Origin of the sequence: Methylobacterium sp. Leaf104, from assembly GCF_001422885.1 — a bacterium.
GTDB lineage: Bacteria > Pseudomonadota > Alphaproteobacteria > Rhizobiales > Beijerinckiaceae > Methylobacterium.
In genome coordinates this window covers 118,954-133,193 of sequence record NZ_LMMZ01000023.1, presented here as the reverse complement: position 1 = coordinate 133,193, position 14,240 = coordinate 118,954, and the positions used below count along the sequence as shown (strand labels likewise).

The following is a 14,240-nucleotide window of genomic DNA, read 5'->3' as shown; positions in this document are numbered from 1 at the left end:
GGGCCTTTTCGTCGTACGGGCGATCCCGCGTCGCGGCGATCAGACCGGCTTCTTCTCCATGCGGCGCTCGATGGCGTGCGCGTCGAGGCCCGGGGCGGTGAAGGGAGGCTCCGGCGCCGACGGGTCGTGGGGCTTGTCGCGCAGGGCCGAGGCGAGGCGGTTGCGCTCGTAGAGGAGCACCACCACCACCGAGATCAGGAACGGGATCCAGAAGTAGAACAGCCGGAAGACGAGCAGGGCGGCGATCACCGACGGGCGGGCGATGTCGGGCATCGCCACCACGAAGACCAGCTCGAACACGCCGAGGCCGCCCGGCGCGTTCGACACGAGCGCGGCCGAGAACGAGGCGAGGAAGACCGCGAGCACGACGAGGAAGCCCGGGTTCCCGGCCTCCGGCAGGGCGAAGTAGATGATTCCGGCGGCCCCGAGCAGCTCCAGCGGCGCGGCGATGAGCTGGCGGCCCATGATGCGTGGGCGGGGGTATTCGAGCTTGAACTTGCGGATCGTCAGCGGCTTGAGGTGCAGCAGCGAACCCGCGACGTAGAGGGCGACGAAGCCGAGCAGGCCGGCGCCGAGGATGCGGGCGGTGGCGGGGTCGGTCAGGATCGCCGGCAGGTACCCGTTGAGGCGCGTCAGGGTGTCGGGCAGCACGGTGAGGACGAAGCCGCCGAGCAGGATCGTCCCGAGGCCGAAGGTGAAGGAGCAGAGGGCCACCAGCACGGCGACCTGGGCCGCCGACAGGCCCTTGGCGGTGTAGGCGCGGTAGCGCACCACCGCGCCGGAGAACACCGAGGCGCCGATATTGTGCGAGAGCGCGTAGGTGGTGAAGGAGCAGACGGAGACGAAGAACCACGAGATGTGGCGCACGCCGAGGTGCAGGAGCGCGATCCGGTCGTACCAAGCCAGGGCCGCGTAGGCGACGAGGGTCGCGAGGCCGGCGAGGAGGAAGCGGTGCACCGGGATCGCGGCGAAGCTGCCCTTGATCTCCGCCACCGAGATGCCCGCCAGCTCCTTGTAGAGCAGGTAGCCCGAACCGATCACGGCGGCGAGGCCGATGATCGGCCAGATGAAATCGCTGATCTTCTTCATTGTGGTCTGGACGAGCCCCTTCTCCGGAGCCCTCCCTGCACGACGCCGCACGGCATCGCAAGCAAGGTTCCGTGCGGCCCCGGCAGGGACGGCTCTTCCCACGGGATCATGACGGTTTCGTGCCGGCCTCCCCCGGGGCCGGCACGCGGGACGCGGTCAGGCCCGGATGCGCGAGAGGCCGATCCCGTCCATGGCCGCCTGGTCCCGGGCCGCCTCGGCGACGCGTTCCGCGGTGCGCTCGCGGTCGTCCAGGATCTCGATCTTCTTCAGGTCCTCGAAGGCCTCGCCGAGCTCGGCCTTGGCCTCGGCCAGCTGCCCCTCGAGGGCGGCGGCCGACTGGCGCATGTTGTCCCGGCGGGTGGCGGCCGCCCGCGCGTAGGTCGGGTAGGCGAAGTGGGCGGGATCGGAGATGCCGGCGCGGCTCTCCTCATGGGCCACCTCGCGGTCGAGCTCCATCGCCATGCGGGTGAAGTCCGCCTTCATCATCTCGATCTGGGTCACGCGCCGACGCTTCTCGTCGACCTGGAAGCGTCGCAGCCGGATCAACGTGTCACGGGATTTCATGGGCGGTCTCACTCCACGCAACGCACGGCTCGCCGGTGCGCGACGGGCCGCACTCCGGGCCCGGCATCGGGAGATGGGGTCGGGGCGTCCCCTCACGGGGCGCCGACGATCTCTGCCAGGCGACGATAACCCTCGCCGATCGAAGTTGCTTCTTCCTTACCCTGACCCAGAAAAGCCTCCATTTCGGGCATCAGCGCGATCGCCTCGTCCACCTCGGGCGAGGCGCCGGCCCGATAGGCGCCGAGCCGGATCAGCTCCTCCATGTCGGCGTAGGTCGAGAGCAGGCGCCGGGCGCGCCGGACGGTGGGCAGGTGCTCCGGGTCGCAGGCCCGCGGCATGGTGCGGGACACGGAGCGCAGGACGTTGATCGCCGGGTAGCGTCCGCGCTCCGCGATGCCGCGCTCCATGACGATGTGCCCGTCGAGGATGCCGCGGACCGCGTCGGCCACGGGCTCGTTGTGGTCGTCGCCCTCGACCAGGACGGTGAACAGGCCGGAGATCGCCCCCTGCCCCGTCCCGGGTCCGGCGCGCTCGAGCAGGCGCGGCAGCTCGCTGAACACGGTGGGCGTGTAGCCCTTGGCGGTGGGCGGCTCGCCGGCCGCGAGGCCGATGTCGCGCTGGGCCATGGCGAAGCGGGTGATCGAATCGATCATGCACAGCACCTGCGCGCCCTGGTCGCGGAAGTACTCCGCCATCGCCAGGGTGACGTAGGCGGCGTTGCGGCGCATCAGGGCCGGCTCGTCGGAGGTGGCCACCACCACCACCGAGCGGGCGAGGCCCGCGGCCCCGAGATCGTCCTGCAGGAATTCCTGCACCTCGCGGCCGCGCTCGCCGACGAGGCCGATCACCGCCACGTCGGCGGCGGTGTAGCGGGCGAGCATCGAGAGCAGCACCGACTTGCCGACGCCCGAGCCGGCGAAGATGCCCATGCGCTGGCCGGCGCACATCGTCAGGAAGGTGTTGATGCAGCGGATGCCGAGGTCGAGGGGCGGTCCGACCCGCTGGCGCGCATGGGCCGGGGGTGGATCGGCCCGCAGGGGATAGATCGCCGGCCCGGGGGGCAACGGCCCGAGGCCGTCGATGGGCCGGCCGAGGGCGTCGATCGTCCGCCCCAGCCAGGCCGCGGAAGGGCGCACGGCACCCGCGGCCTCGTCCCGCACCATCGCGGGGCAGCCGCGCCGGACCCCCTCGAGGGAGCCGAACGGCATGGCGAGCGCCCGGTCGCCCTGGAAGCCGATGATCTCGCAGGGCACCGCCCCGAGGCCGTTCTCCACGGCGATGTCGAGGCGGCCGCCGAGGCGCATCGCCGCCACGGGACCCGCCACCTCGATCAGCAGGCCGCGAATCGCCACCACCCGCCCGTAGGTCTCCAGGACCTGGACCGCGTCGATGGCGCCGCGTGCGTCAGCCAGGCGCAAGCGCGCGCCGCTAGGGTCGCGGTCCGTCATCGGCGGTTCTCTCAACCATTCGTTTACCTCCCTCCTTAACACTGTGTGCATCGGGCTTGTAGCGCGCCGCCGGTTCAGGCCGGGACGAAAAAACTTCTGTCCGGTCGACGACATCTCGATGCCGTTGTACCGGAGAGACAGCACGCGACAAGTCCTTGCGGACAAGGCACTTGAGAGGACATGCGAAGGTTTCGTCTGAAGCCCGGCGACGATCGAACGAGAACAGATCGTCAACGGTTCGAAGCGTGGCCAGACCTCCGTTTCAATTGTGTGCTTGCGTCCGTGAATCAGGGTTTGTTAACGATTAACGAATAGCGTTTCACGTCATTGACGAGGGAGCGTTCGCCACGGGCCGGTGGCGAACGAACGGCGGGGGCTTGCCCGTACGCTGCACACGGCCGGCTGGGCTGGGGACCGACGATGCGGGTACTTCTGATCGAGGACGACAGCGCAACCGCGCAGAGCATCGAGCTGATGCTCAAGTCCGAGAGCTTCAACACCTACACCACCGACCTCGGTGAGGAAGGGATCGACCTCGGCAAGCTGTATGATTACGACATCATCCTGCTCGACCTGAACCTGCCCGACATGTCGGGCTACGAGGTGCTGCGGAACCTCCGCGTCGCCAAGGTGAAGACCCCGATCCTGATCCTCTCCGGCATGGCCGGCATCGAGGACAAGGTGAAGGGCCTCGGCTTCGGCGCCGACGACTACCTCACCAAGCCCTTCCACAAGGACGAGCTCGTCGCCCGCATCCACGCGATCGTCCGCCGCTCGAAGGGTCACGCCCAGTCGGTGATCACCACCGGCGACCTGATCGTGAACCTCGACCAGAAGACCGTCGAGGTCTCCGGAAGCCGCGTGCACCTGACCGGCAAGGAGTACCAGATGCTGGAGCTCCTCTCGCTCCGGAAGGGCACGACGCTGACCAAGGAGATGTTCCTCAACCATCTCTACGGCGGCATGGACGAGCCCGAGCTGAAGATCATCGACGTCTTCATCTGCAAGCTGCGCAAGAAGCTCGCCAACGCCTCCTCCGGCAAGAACTACATCGAGACCGTCTGGGGCCGCGGCTACGTGCTGCGCGAGCCCAACGAGGGCGAAGAGCGGATCGCCGTCTGATCCACCGGTCGGACGACGAAACGGCCCCGCGCGAGCGGGGCCTTTTTTGTTGGCCCCCTCCGTCTGCGCCGCCGCCGTCCCCTCCCCCTCCCGGGCGATGCCGGCCCTCAGACGCGAATGGCGCGGGCTCGCGCCCGCGCCACGATCCGTCCGGCCTCGCGTCGATTCGGGCTCAGAGGCCGACGGCCCGGCGCAGTGGCGGGGCGGCGGGGGCGAGCCCCGGCGCCGGCCGGCCGTGCGGCAGGGACGATGCTCCGGCCTGGTTGTACAGGCCCCGGTGCTTGGTGTTGGGGACGAGCTTCTCGGTCAGGCCGATCACGGTCTCGGCGGCGCCGAGGAGGAGCGCGCCGTCGGCCGCCAGGCTGTTGCTCAGGCGGGCCAGCACGTCGCCCTTCGTCGGCGCGTCGAAGTAGATCAGCACGTTGCGGCAATAGATGATGTCGAAGGTGCCGAGGCCGTCGAAGGGCTGCAGCAGGTTGAGGGGGCGGTAATCCACCATCTGGCGGAGCGTGGCGGAGATGCGCCACTGCTCGCCGACCTGCTCGAAATGCTTGATCAGCGACTGCACCGGCAGGCCGCGCTGCACCTCGAAATGGCTGTAGAGCCCCGCCCTGGCCTTCTCCAGGACCTCGGTCGAGAGGTCGGTGCCGATGAGGTCGACGGTCCAGCCCGCGAGGCGGGGGGCGGCGTCCTGCAGCATCATCGCCAGGGAATAGGGCTCCTGGCCGGTGGAGGCGGCGGCACACCAGATCCGCAGGCGGCGCTGGGCGGCCCGGCGGGCCATGGCCTCCGGCAGCAGCACGTCGCGGAACAGGTCGAAGGGCGTGCGGTCGCGGAAGAAGAAGGTCTCGTTGGTGGTCATCGCCTCGACCACCGCCTTCTCCATGGCGAGGTCGCGGCCGCCCTTGAGGGCGTTCACGAGCGCGCCGAGATCGGCGAGGTTGAAGCGCCGGCAGACCGGCCCGAGGCGGCTCTCCACCAGGTAGCGCTTCTCTCCGCTCAGGGCGAGGCCGGAGCGGGTCTTGAGGTAGGCGCGCAGGAAATCGAATTCGACGTCGGTCATGCGCCCTGTCCCGTCAGAAGATTGCGCAAGGCCGGGCCGATCTCGCCGAGCGGCAGGATCGCCTGGGCGAGCCCCGCCTTGGCGATGCTGCCGGGCATGCCCCAGACCGTGCTGGTCGCCTCGTCCTGGGCGAGCACAGCGGCGCCGGCCTCGGTGAGGGCGCGGGCGCCCCCGGTCCCGTCCGAGCCCATGCCGGTGAGCACCACGGCCAGGGAGGCGGCCCCGAAGATCGCGGCGGCATCCTGGAACAGGACGTCGACGGCGGGACGGCAGAAATTCACCACCGGGCCGTCGTGCAGGCGGATGGTCACGTCCTGGCGCGATCCGGCGAGGCCCATGTGGCGTCCGCCGGGAGCCACGTAGATCCGGCCCGGCTGCAGGCGCTCGTCGGCCTTGCCCTCCGCCGCCGGCAGGCCGGTGCGGACGCCGAGATGCTCGGCGAACACCGCGGTGAAGACCGGGGGCATGTGCTGCACGATGAGGACGGGGAACTGGCGCAGGGTGGCGCTGCCGATCTTCTCCAGGACCTCGCCGACCGCGCGCGGTCCGCCGGTGGAGGCACCGATGAGGAGGACCCGGGGGGTGACGCCGTTGCGGGCCTTGGGACGCAGCACCAGGGGCGACGTCGGCCGCAGGGCCGAGACCGGCGCGGGCGCCGGCATGCCGGGCGAGACCGGGACCGGCGCGCCGGAGGCGCCGCGCTTGCGCGCCCGGGCCGAGCCGAACAGGCGCACCCGCTCGATCAGGTCGGTGCGGAAGGCGTCCGAGGTGGTGACGCCGCGGTTGCTCTCGGGCTTGGGGATGTAGTCCACCGCGCCGAGGGCGAGGCAGCGCAGGGAGATGTCGGCGTTGCGGGTCGTCAGGGTCGACATCATGATGACCTGGACGCCGGGGCTCTTGGCGAGCAGCAGCGGCAGCGCCTGGGTGCCGTCGAGTTCCGGCATGTCGATGTCGAGGAGGATCACGTCGGGGTCGTGGCGCGACATCGCCTCCAGGGCGATCCGGCCGTTGGCGGCCGTGGCGACGACCTCGTAGCCGGCCTCGCCGATCCAGCGGGCGACGAGCCCGCGCACCACGGCCGAATCGTCGGCGATCAGGACCCTCACCCGCTGCCCCGCCAGGGGCGGCGGCGCGGAATGGGTCGACGCGAAGGTCGGTGCGGGAGCGGCCATCATGGATTTCACGCTGTAAGCGACGCGGGAATGCGGTCGAAAGGGGAACCTCGGCCGGACGGGGCGGGGCGCCCGGTCCGCGTCCGCGTCAGGCTGCGTCGGCGTCCGTGGCGAAGCCGACCTGGGCCAGCTTCGCCGTGACGATGTCGCGGTCGAAGGGCTTCATGATGTACTCGTCGGCGCCCGCATGCAGGGCGCGGGCGATGGCGCCGACGTCGTTCTCCGTGGTGCAGAACAGCACCTTCGGCTTCTCTCCGCCGGGGGTCTTCCGCAGGGCCCGGAGGAAGTCGTAGCCGTCCATCGTCGGCATGTTCCAGTCGAGCAGGATCGCATCCGGCATCGTCTTGCCGCAGGCGCTGAGCGCCTTCTCGCCGTCCTCGGCCTCGCCGACCTCGAAGTTCATGGTCTCGAAGATGCGGCGCGCCACCTTCCGGATGACGGCGGAGTCGTCGACGATGAGACAGGTTTTCATCGGTCCCTTCTCCTGGGCTGGGGTCAGGCGGCGCCGGCGGTGCGGGCGTTCGTCCCGAAGGCGAGGAGCGCATCGACGTCGAGGATGACGAGGAGGCGCCCGTCGAGGCGGTGGACGCCGAGCGTGAGGTCGCGCCAGCGGGCATCGAGGTTGATCGGCACCGGCTCGTGGGTCTCGGCCCCGAGCTTGAGCACCTCGCCGACGCCGTCGACGATGAGGGCGAAGGTCTCGCCGCCCTGCTCCAGGCCGATCGCCATCTGGGCGCCGTCCCCGGTGCGGGGCGCCATGCTGAGGCGGCGGCGCAGGCAGAGGGCGGTGACCACGCGGCCGCGCAGGTTGAGGAGCCCGACGATCTCCGGCGGGGCGAGCGGCACCGGCGTGACGCCGGCCGGGATGAAGACGTCGTGCACCCGGTCGATGGCGAGACCGAACATGGTCTCGCCGACGAAGACGGTGACGAAGTCGTGGGTGCCGACGGTTTCCGCGGCGTTGGTGTTGGCGGCCTGCATCATGGGCGTGGACTCCGAAGGGGCTTCGCCGGTCAGGCGGCGGCGGCGAGGCTGGAGACGTCGAGCTCGGCCAGGGCCGAGATCAGGCCGCTGCGGTCGAACTTCGCCACGAGGTCGGCGATGCCGAGCGTCCGCGCCCGCTCGATGGCCTCGGCGCCGATGGTGCCGGAGAGGCCGATGACGGGAAGTCCGGCGACGCGGCCCTCCACCTTGCGCATGGCGCCGACGAGGTCGAAGCCGTTGCGGCCCGGCATCTCGAGGTCGCACACCACCACGTCGATCCGGCCGTTGGAGAGCAGGGCCGCCACCGCCTCGTCGGCGCTGGCGGCGGTGATCACGCTGTAGCCGGCGGCCTTGAGGACGGGGCTCAGCATCTCGCGGAAGAAAGCGGAATCGTCGACGAGGAGGAGGGTCGAGCTCTTCTTGACCGTCTTCTTGGGACCCCGCGCCCAGTCGTCGTAGGCCAGCGGCAGGAAGTGGGCGATGTTGATGATCTCGGTGGCGCGGCCGCGCAGGACGGCGGAGCCGATGAGGTCCGAGCGGTCCGCCGAGATCTCGACGTCGAGGCGCTCCTCGACGATGTCGACGATCTCGTCGACCACGAGGCCCATGGCCCGCTCGCCGTCGGAGAACACCACGAGGGCCTGGGTGCCGGAGGTGCGGATCTCGATCGACGGATCGGCGGGCACCAGCGGCATCAGGCGGCCGCGGTACTGGATCAGCGGACGCCCGCCGACCCACTCGACCTTGGCCGATTCGATCTCCTCCAGGCGGGTGACCAGGGAGAGCGGCACCGCCTTGTAGCTGCCCGCGCCGCCCTTGAAGACGAGGAGCGTGGCCTTGGCGTCGGCAGCCTCGATCTCCTCGACCTCGGCCTCGACCGGGATGGCGCCGGACTGCGAGCCCTGACTGACCTGCTGGGCGATGCCGTTCGGGTCGACGATGAGCACCACGGCGCCGTCGCCCAGGATGGTGTTGCCGGCGAACAGCGGCAGGTGGCGCAGCTTCGAGGACATCGGCTTCACGACGATCTCCTCCGTGTGGAAGACCTCGTCGACGAGGATGCCGAAGCGCTGGCGCCCGACCTGGGCCACCACCACGAAGCCGGAATCCACGGCGTCGGCGGCCTGGTCCTGGCCGAGGACGCCCGTGAGGGTGACGATCGGCAGGAGGCGCTCGCGCAGGCGCAGCACCGGCGAGCCGTTGATGCGCTCGACCTTCTGGGCGGTCGCCTTGTCGACGCGCACCAGTTCCAGCACCGCCACCTGGGGCACCGCGAAGCGCTGCTCGCCGGCCTTCACGATGAGGGCGGCGATGATCGCGAGGGTGAGCGGGATCTTGATGGTGAAGGTGGTGCCGCGGCCGAGCTGCGTGTTGATGTCGATGACGCCGCCGATGAGCTCGATGTTCGTCTTGACCACGTCCATGCCGACGCCGCGGCCGGAGACCGAGGTGATGGCGGCGGCGGTCGAGAAGCCCGGATGGAAGATGAACTTCGCCACCTGGGCGTCGGTCATCCGCTCGACCTCGGCCTGGCTCGCGATCTTGCGCTCCACGGCCTTGCGGCGGATGGCGGCGAGATCGAGGCCCTTGCCGTCGTCGGCGATCTCGATCGTGATCGTGCCGCCCTCGTGATAGGCGGAGAGGCGGATGGTGCCGCGCAGCGGCTTGCCGGAGGCCTTGCGGTCGGCGGCCGACTCGATGCCGTGATCGGCCGAGTTGCGCACCATGTGGGTGAGCGGGTCCTTGATGACCTCGAGGACCTGGCGGTCGAGCTCGGTCTCGGCGCCGCTCATCACGAGCTCGATCTGCTTGCCGAGTTCCGAGGACAGGTCGCGGACCACGCGCGGCAGCTTCTGCCAGGCGTTGCCGATGGGCTGCATGCGCGTCTTCATGACGCCTTCCTGCAGCTCGGCCGTCACGTGGCTGAGGCGCTGCAGCGGAACCTTGTAGGTCGAGTCGTCGTGGCGGCGGGCGATCTCGAGGAGCTGGTTGCGGGTCAGCACCAGCTCGGACACCATCGTCATGAGGTGTTCGAGGGTGTCGACGTTGACGCGGATGGTCTGGACCTTCGCGATGCCGCCCTCGCCCTCGGGGGCGGCGGGCGCATCGGCGGATTTCGCGGGCGCCTCGGCGGCCTTCGCGGGCATCGGGGCCGGAGCCTCGCGCACCGGCTCGGGAGCGGCGGCGACCGGCGCCGGCGCGGGGGCGACGTCGAACGGATCGGGCCCCTCGGCCTCCAGGAAGGCGCGCTCGAGATCCTCCAGGCTGACCTCGCCGGGCTTCAGCTCGCGCACGACCGGGTCGGGCAGCTTGATCTCTGCGACGGGCGCGGGGGCGGCCGGGGCGATCGGGGCGGAGGCCATCTCCTCCAGGGCGCCGATGAGATCGTCGTCGCTGCCGGCCGGCTCGGAGCCGGTGGCCTCGAGGTCGCCGAGGATCGCCTTGAGGCGGTCGAGGGTGACGAGGATGAGGCTGACCGCGGGGCCTGTGACCGGCATGCCGTCGCGGAACTGGCCCATGAGGGTCTCGGCGGCGTGGGCCAGCGCTTCGAGGCGCGGCAGGCCGAGGAATCCGCAGGTGCCCTTGATGGTATGGACGAGGCGGAAGATGTTCCGCAGGATCGTCTGATTGTTCGGATCCTGCTCGAACCGGACGAGCTCGGCATCGACGGTGTCGAGGTGCTCCGCGCTCTCGGTCAGGAACTCACGCAACAAGTCGTCCATGAGAGGTACTCGGTCCATACGCGCACTACAGTCTGTGCAGGACCGACCTTGAACCCGAACCGGTTAGGGAAGGGTTTCATCCCCGAGGACAAAGCGGGAGATCGCTATAATATTTGTCGATCTCCCGATGAACCGCCGAAAGCTCGGTTCGCGTCAGGCCAGCGCCGTGTCCGGCGGCTCGGAATCCGACGGCCGGTCGGCCTCCGGCTCCGCATGCGGCGCCACGGGCGCCTCCGGCCCCGCGGCGGCGGTCGGCGTCGCCGCGATGGTCACGGTGTCGCCCTCGATCGAGAAGCGCACGTCCATGGCCGCGGCGCGGGCGACGAGCCCGGCATAGAACGGCAGGATGCCGTGCGCGTCGACGGTACCGTTCTCGGGCGTGCCGGCGATCATGTCCTCGACATGGGCCGGGATGCGGGCGTGCGAGCCCTTGCTCGTCAGGGTCAGGGTCGGGGCCTCGCCGTCGCCGCGCACCACCACGTCGATGAGGCCGCCGCGGGGAATCGCGCTCTGCGCGATCATCACGAGGTTGAGGAGAAGCTTGACCTTGTTCTTCGGGTAGAGCGCCTGGGGCGCGCTCCAGGCGAGCTGCGTCTTGTCGTCGGCGAACATCCCGCGCGACACCTTCTCGGCATCGGCGAGGTCGATCGAGGCTCCGGCGGAGCCGGCGGCGCCGAAGGCGATGCGGGCGAATTGCAGGCGCGCCGAGGCCTGGCGCGCGCTCTTGGCGATGAGCTCCAGGGCGAATTCCCGCATGGAGGTGTCGCTCTCGTCCTCCAGGACCTCCAGCCCGTTCACGATGGCTCCCACCGGGCTGATCACGTCGTGGCAGACGCGTGAGCACAGGAGGGCGGACAGGTCGAGGGCGTCGAGATTGAGGGGGGTCATGGTGCGCTCCGCGCAGGCGTTTCAGGGCCGCGTCCGGTCTTGAAGGGCACCGATAGACGGCGCCGGATACTTTGAAAAGCACCCGGACCCTTCGCGATCCGGGTCGACAAGGGTCCGTGCCGCGGGCATCATGCCCCGTATCATGTCGATCGATGCGCCGACGCGCGACCGTATTGCGGCCACCCTGATGGAAATCGCCTGCCGGGCGGGCGAGATCCTGAGGCGGCACCATGGCGGCGATTGTCCGCACGTTCTCAAGCCCGACGGCTCGCCGGCCAGCCAGGCGGACGCGGAATCCGAGACCTTCATCATCGGGGAGCTCGCCCGGCACTGGCCCGGCATCCCGGTGATCGCCGAGGAATCCTCCTACGACCATCCGCCGGCGCCGCTGTTCTTCCTCGTCGACCCCCTCGACGGAACCCGCGACTTCCTGGCCGGCAACGCCGAGTACAGCGTCAATATCGGCCTGGTCGCGGGCGACCGGCCGATCGCCGCCGCCCTCGCGGCTCCCGGCCTGCGCCGGGTCTGGGGCGCCGGCGCCCATGCCTTCGGGGCGGAGATCCGCGACGGACATCTCGGCGAGCGGCAGCCGATCGCGGTGCGGCCGCGGCCGGACCAGGGCCTCGTCGCCCTGCGCAGCAACCGGCACGGGGACAGCGAGACGGAGGCCTGCCTCGGCGCCCTTCGGCTCGGGGCGACCCGTTCGGCCGCATCCGCCCTGAAATTCTGCCTCATCGCCTCCGGCGAGGCCGACATCTACGTCCGCTGCGGGCCGACCATGGAGTGGGACACGGCGGCGGGCGACCACATCCTCACGGTCGCGGGCGGTTGCGTCGTCGTCCCCGCCGGCCGGCCGATGACCTACGGGCACTACACCCGCAACTACCGCAACGGCCCCTTCGCGGCCCTGGGCGACGCGAGCTACGCGGACAACCTCGTGCTGCCCGAGCGCAGCCCGGTCGGGCGCGGCCCGGACCGGCCCGCGCCGCAGGGCGAGGGCCGGATCTGACCGGGACGGATGTTCAGTCCGGGAAGTCGCTGTCGATCTGGTCGTGCAGGCTCGGCCAGCGCGCCTCCGCCTCGGCGCCGAGGCGCGGTTCGGCGATGACGCGCAGGCGGTGCGCGTCGTTGCGGAAGAGGTAGAGCCGCTCGGTGCCGTCCGGACCCGGCAGGCGGGCATAGACCAGCGGATCGGTATCGACGAGGCGCCCGGCGAGGACGCCGACCGGGTCGAATCCGCCCAGCCGGGGGGCATAGGCGGCGGGCGCGGCCCGGAACGCCTCCCGGTTCGCGGCCCGCGCGAAGCGCCACGTCCGTCCCGCCCAGGACACCTCGTAGGCCGGTCGCCCCGGCTCCGGGCCGTCGAGGAAGTAGCTCACCACGTCGAAGCCCGCGAGGGCGATGCGGCCGGCCGGAAGCGGCGGTAGCGGAGACGCCCGGACCCCGGCGCCGACCGGCAGCAGACCGCCGATGGCGGCGACGCGAAGCAGGTGACGGCGCGTTAACCACATGTTGCTTTGTTTCGCATCATGATCGCCGCGTATCGAGGCGCACCGGCTGCGGGCCGCGGCGTCCCTAGGATGACAGGATCGTCCATAGCGCGGTCTCGGTTAGCGAGACGATAGCGCCTCCGGGCGGGTGTCGGTAGACAGGAGGGACGAGGCATGACGTTGAACCATCGGGCCGGCCGCGCCCTGCCATCGCGCGAGCCCGCCACCCGGCGCGCCGTCGTCGGCGCCCTTGCGGGCGCGCTCCTCCTCGGCGTCTCGCCCCGCGCCCTCGCGGCGGCCGACGGCGCGCCGGGCAAGTTTCGCCCCGAGGAACTCGTCGATAACGGCCACCGCTTCTTCGGCTCGATGTCGCGCGGCCTCGCCCAGCTGGTCGAGGAGGCGACGCGCCGCTGGGGCGAGCCCAACGGCTACATCCTGGGCCAGGAGGCCTCGGGCGCCATCGTCGGCGGCGTCCGCTACGGCGAGGGCACGCTCTACACCCGCAATGCCGGCCAGCGCCGGATCTACTGGCAGGGTCCGTCGATCGGCTTCGACGTCGGCGGCGACGGCGACCGCACCATGATGCTGGTCTACAACCTGCCGGCGGTGGCGGGCCTGTATCGCCGCTTCGGCGGCGTGGACGGTTCGGCCTACCTCGTGGGCGGCTTCGGCATGACGGCGGTGACGGCGGACGACATCGTGGTGGTGCCGATCCGCACCGGCGTCGGCGCCCGCCTCGGCATCAACATCGGCTATCTCAAGTTCACGGCCAAGCCGACCTGGAATCCGTTCTGAGTCGCGCGAGCGCGGGGGTGTGTCCCCGCACGCCTTGCCCATCCCGGGGGGACATGGGCTAAACAGGCCGGCGAGGGTCGACGGGTCACCCCGTCGTCATTGTCGTCAACGGCGTGTTGAGCGAGCGTTTCCGCGTGATCGAAACCGTGATGATCTTCACGCTCGGCTTCCTGGCCGCGAGCCTGTGCGCGCTGTTGCTTCTGCCCGCCGTGAACGCCCGGGCGGCGCGCCTGTCGAAGCGCCGCGTCGAGGCCCGCCTCCCCCTGTCGATCTCCGAGGTCGCCGCCGAGAAGGACTATCTGCGGGCGCAGTTCGCCGTCGCCCAGCGCCGCCTCGAGCGCCGGGTCGAGGCGGTGAAGGCCCACCGCCACGGCGACCTCGCCGCCATCGGCGCGCGGACCATGGAGGCGGCGGCCCTCACCCGGACGGTCGAGGAGCGGGAGGCCACCCTGGGCGAGCGCGAGGCGGTGCTCGCGGCGACCCGCGCGACCCTGAGCGACGTCGAGCGCGACCTCGAGGCCGCGCGCCAGGACACGGCCCTGGGGCTCGCCACCCTTCAGGTGCTCGAACTCGCCCACCAGGAGATCCTCGACGATCTCATCGCCGCCCGTGCCGGGCAGAGCGGGCCGGAGGTGGCCGAAGCTGGGGTTCCGTCGGGCTCCGAGGTTCCGGACCTCACCGCCACGCTGGTGGCGGAGCGCGAGACCCTGCGCGCCAGCCTCGCTGCGGCCGAGGAGGCCCTGGCCGAGGTGATGGCCCGGCGCGAGGGCGAGGCGGCCGACCTGCGCCGGAGGATCTCCGACGTCGCCGACAGCCTGATGCAGCGCGAGCGGCTTCCGCCCGTCTCGGCCTACCCGATGCCGGCGCGGACCAACTGATCCGCGATCCGGCCGCATTCGCGT

14 protein-coding genes are annotated in these 14,240 nt (G+C 70.8%); 4 read left to right on the top strand and 10 right to left on the bottom strand.

Features of this window, described 5'->3' with window-relative positions:
• Window positions 1-39: 39 nt before the first annotated feature.
• The 3 genes from ASF49_RS13210 to fliI form a co-directional block, all read right to left on the bottom strand.
• Window positions 40-1,089: a lysylphosphatidylglycerol synthase domain-containing protein gene (locus ASF49_RS13210; RefSeq protein ID WP_056473473.1), complete on the bottom strand. Its 1,050-nt coding sequence runs from the start codon at window positions 1,087-1,089 to the stop codon at window positions 40-42.
• Window positions 1,090-1,245: 156 nt separating this feature from the next.
• Window positions 1,246-1,653: a flagellar export protein FliJ gene (gene fliJ, locus ASF49_RS13205; RefSeq protein WP_056473471.1), complete on the bottom strand. Its 408-nt coding sequence runs from the start codon at window positions 1,651-1,653 to the stop codon at window positions 1,246-1,248.
• A gap of 92 nt (window positions 1,654-1,745) precedes the next feature.
• The gene (gene fliI / locus ASF49_RS13200) at window positions 1,746-3,101 is read right to left on the bottom strand and encodes a flagellar protein export ATPase FliI (protein ID WP_056473470.1); all 1,356 of its coding nucleotides are present in this window, start codon (window positions 3,099-3,101) and stop codon (window positions 1,746-1,748) included.
• Window positions 3,102-3,521: 420 nt separating this feature from the next.
• Between fliI and ctrA the strand changes: the two genes are divergently transcribed.
• Window positions 3,522-4,223, top strand: coding sequence for a response regulator transcription factor CtrA (gene ctrA, locus ASF49_RS13195; protein ID WP_019903129.1), 702 nt, complete (start codon window positions 3,522-3,524; stop codon window positions 4,221-4,223).
• 172 nt (window positions 4,224-4,395) lie between these two features.
• Here the strand turns inward: ctrA and ASF49_RS13190 are convergent, their stop codons facing one another.
• From ASF49_RS13190 to chpT, 6 genes are all read right to left on the bottom strand, one after another.
• Window positions 4,396-5,286 carry a CheR family methyltransferase gene (locus ASF49_RS13190; RefSeq protein WP_056473467.1) on the bottom strand — a complete coding sequence of 297 codons (891 nt, stop codon included), beginning with the start codon at window positions 5,284-5,286 and terminating at the stop codon, window positions 4,396-4,398.
• Window positions 5,283-6,461: a protein-glutamate methylesterase/protein-glutamine glutaminase gene (locus ASF49_RS13185; RefSeq protein ID WP_082511244.1), complete on the bottom strand. Its 1,179-nt coding sequence runs from the start codon at window positions 6,459-6,461 to the stop codon at window positions 5,283-5,285. Before ASF49_RS13185 ends, ASF49_RS13190 begins: the two co-directional genes overlap by 4 nt.
• A gap of 85 nt (window positions 6,462-6,546) precedes the next feature.
• On the bottom strand, window positions 6,547-6,930 hold the full coding sequence (locus ASF49_RS13180) for a response regulator (protein ID WP_056473466.1): 384 nt from the start codon (window positions 6,928-6,930) through the stop codon (window positions 6,547-6,549).
• A gap of 23 nt (window positions 6,931-6,953) precedes the next feature.
• Window positions 6,954-7,439, bottom strand: a complete 486-nt coding sequence (locus tag ASF49_RS13175) for a chemotaxis protein CheW (RefSeq protein ID WP_056274868.1) — start codon at window positions 7,437-7,439, stop codon at window positions 6,954-6,956.
• 32 nt (window positions 7,440-7,471) lie between these two features.
• Window positions 7,472-10,165 carry a hybrid sensor histidine kinase/response regulator gene (locus ASF49_RS13170; RefSeq protein WP_056473463.1) on the bottom strand — a complete coding sequence of 898 codons (2,694 nt, stop codon included), beginning with the start codon at window positions 10,163-10,165 and terminating at the stop codon, window positions 7,472-7,474.
• A 153-nt stretch (window positions 10,166-10,318) separates the two neighbouring features.
• Entirely contained in the window at window positions 10,319-11,053 is a 735-nt protein-coding gene (gene chpT, locus ASF49_RS13165; RefSeq protein ID WP_056473461.1) for a histidine phosphotransferase ChpT, read from the bottom strand.
• A gap of 130 nt (window positions 11,054-11,183) precedes the next feature.
• Here chpT and ASF49_RS13160 point away from each other — a divergent pair, with 130 nt between their 5' ends.
• On the top strand, window positions 11,184-12,062 hold the full coding sequence (locus tag ASF49_RS13160; protein WP_056473459.1) for a 3'(2'),5'-bisphosphate nucleotidase CysQ family protein: 879 nt from the start codon (window positions 11,184-11,186) through the stop codon (window positions 12,060-12,062).
• A 13-nt stretch (window positions 12,063-12,075) separates the two neighbouring features.
• Here ASF49_RS13160 and ASF49_RS13155 read toward each other — a convergent pair whose 3' ends face one another.
• Window positions 12,076-12,564 (bottom strand): hypothetical protein, encoded by a 489-nt coding sequence (locus ASF49_RS13155; protein WP_056473457.1) that lies wholly within the window; start codon window positions 12,562-12,564, stop codon window positions 12,076-12,078.
• A 153-nt stretch (window positions 12,565-12,717) separates the two neighbouring features.
• Between ASF49_RS13155 and ASF49_RS13150 the strand changes: the two genes are divergently transcribed.
• Both ASF49_RS13150 and ASF49_RS13145 read left to right on the top strand, forming a co-directional pair.
• Window positions 12,718-13,338: a DUF1134 domain-containing protein gene (locus tag ASF49_RS13150; protein WP_056473453.1), complete on the top strand. Its 621-nt coding sequence runs from the start codon at window positions 12,718-12,720 to the stop codon at window positions 13,336-13,338.
• 149 nt (window positions 13,339-13,487) lie between these two features.
• A complete protein-coding gene (locus tag ASF49_RS13145; protein WP_082511307.1) occupies window positions 13,488-14,216 on the top strand; it encodes a hypothetical protein in 729 nt (242 codons plus the stop codon).
• The last annotated feature ends 24 nt before the right edge of the window (window positions 14,217-14,240 follow it).

Excerpts from the sequence above, each read along its gene's own strand:
- fliI (WP_056473470.1), bottom strand. The coding sequence starts at position 3,101 with ATGACGGACCGCGACCCTAGCGGCGCGCGCTTGCGCCTGGCTGACGCA.
- ASF49_RS13210 (WP_056473473.1), bottom strand. The coding sequence starts at position 1,089 with ATGAAGAAGATCAGCGATTTCATCTGGCCGATCATCGGCCTCGCCGCC.
- ASF49_RS13145 (WP_082511307.1), top strand. The coding sequence starts at position 13,488 with ATGATCTTCACGCTCGGCTTCCTGGCCGCGAGCCTGTGCGCGCTGTTG.
- ASF49_RS13190 (WP_056473467.1), bottom strand. The coding sequence starts at position 5,286 with ATGACCGACGTCGAATTCGATTTCCTGCGCGCCTACCTCAAGACCCGC.
- ASF49_RS13150 (WP_056473453.1), top strand. The coding sequence starts at position 12,718 with ATGACGTTGAACCATCGGGCCGGCCGCGCCCTGCCATCGCGCGAGCCC.
- ctrA (WP_019903129.1), top strand. The coding sequence starts at position 3,522 with ATGCGGGTACTTCTGATCGAGGACGACAGCGCAACCGCGCAGAGCATC.
- ASF49_RS13170 (WP_056473463.1), bottom strand. The coding sequence starts at position 10,165 with ATGGACGACTTGTTGCGTGAGTTCCTGACCGAGAGCGCGGAGCACCTC.
- chpT (WP_056473461.1), bottom strand. The coding sequence starts at position 11,053 with ATGACCCCCCTCAATCTCGACGCCCTCGACCTGTCCGCCCTCCTGTGC.
- ASF49_RS13155 (WP_056473457.1), bottom strand. The coding sequence starts at position 12,564 with ATGTGGTTAACGCGCCGTCACCTGCTTCGCGTCGCCGCCATCGGCGGT.
- ASF49_RS13180 (WP_056473466.1), bottom strand. The coding sequence starts at position 6,930 with ATGAAAACCTGTCTCATCGTCGACGACTCCGCCGTCATCCGGAAGGTG.
- ASF49_RS13160 (WP_056473459.1), top strand. The coding sequence starts at position 11,184 with ATGCCCCGTATCATGTCGATCGATGCGCCGACGCGCGACCGTATTGCG.
- ASF49_RS13175 (WP_056274868.1), bottom strand. The coding sequence starts at position 7,439 with ATGCAGGCCGCCAACACCAACGCCGCGGAAACCGTCGGCACCCACGAC.
- fliJ (WP_056473471.1), bottom strand. The coding sequence starts at position 1,653 with ATGAAATCCCGTGACACGTTGATCCGGCTGCGACGCTTCCAGGTCGAC.
- ASF49_RS13185 (WP_082511244.1), bottom strand. The coding sequence starts at position 6,461 with ATGATGGCCGCTCCCGCACCGACCTTCGCGTCGACCCATTCCGCGCCG.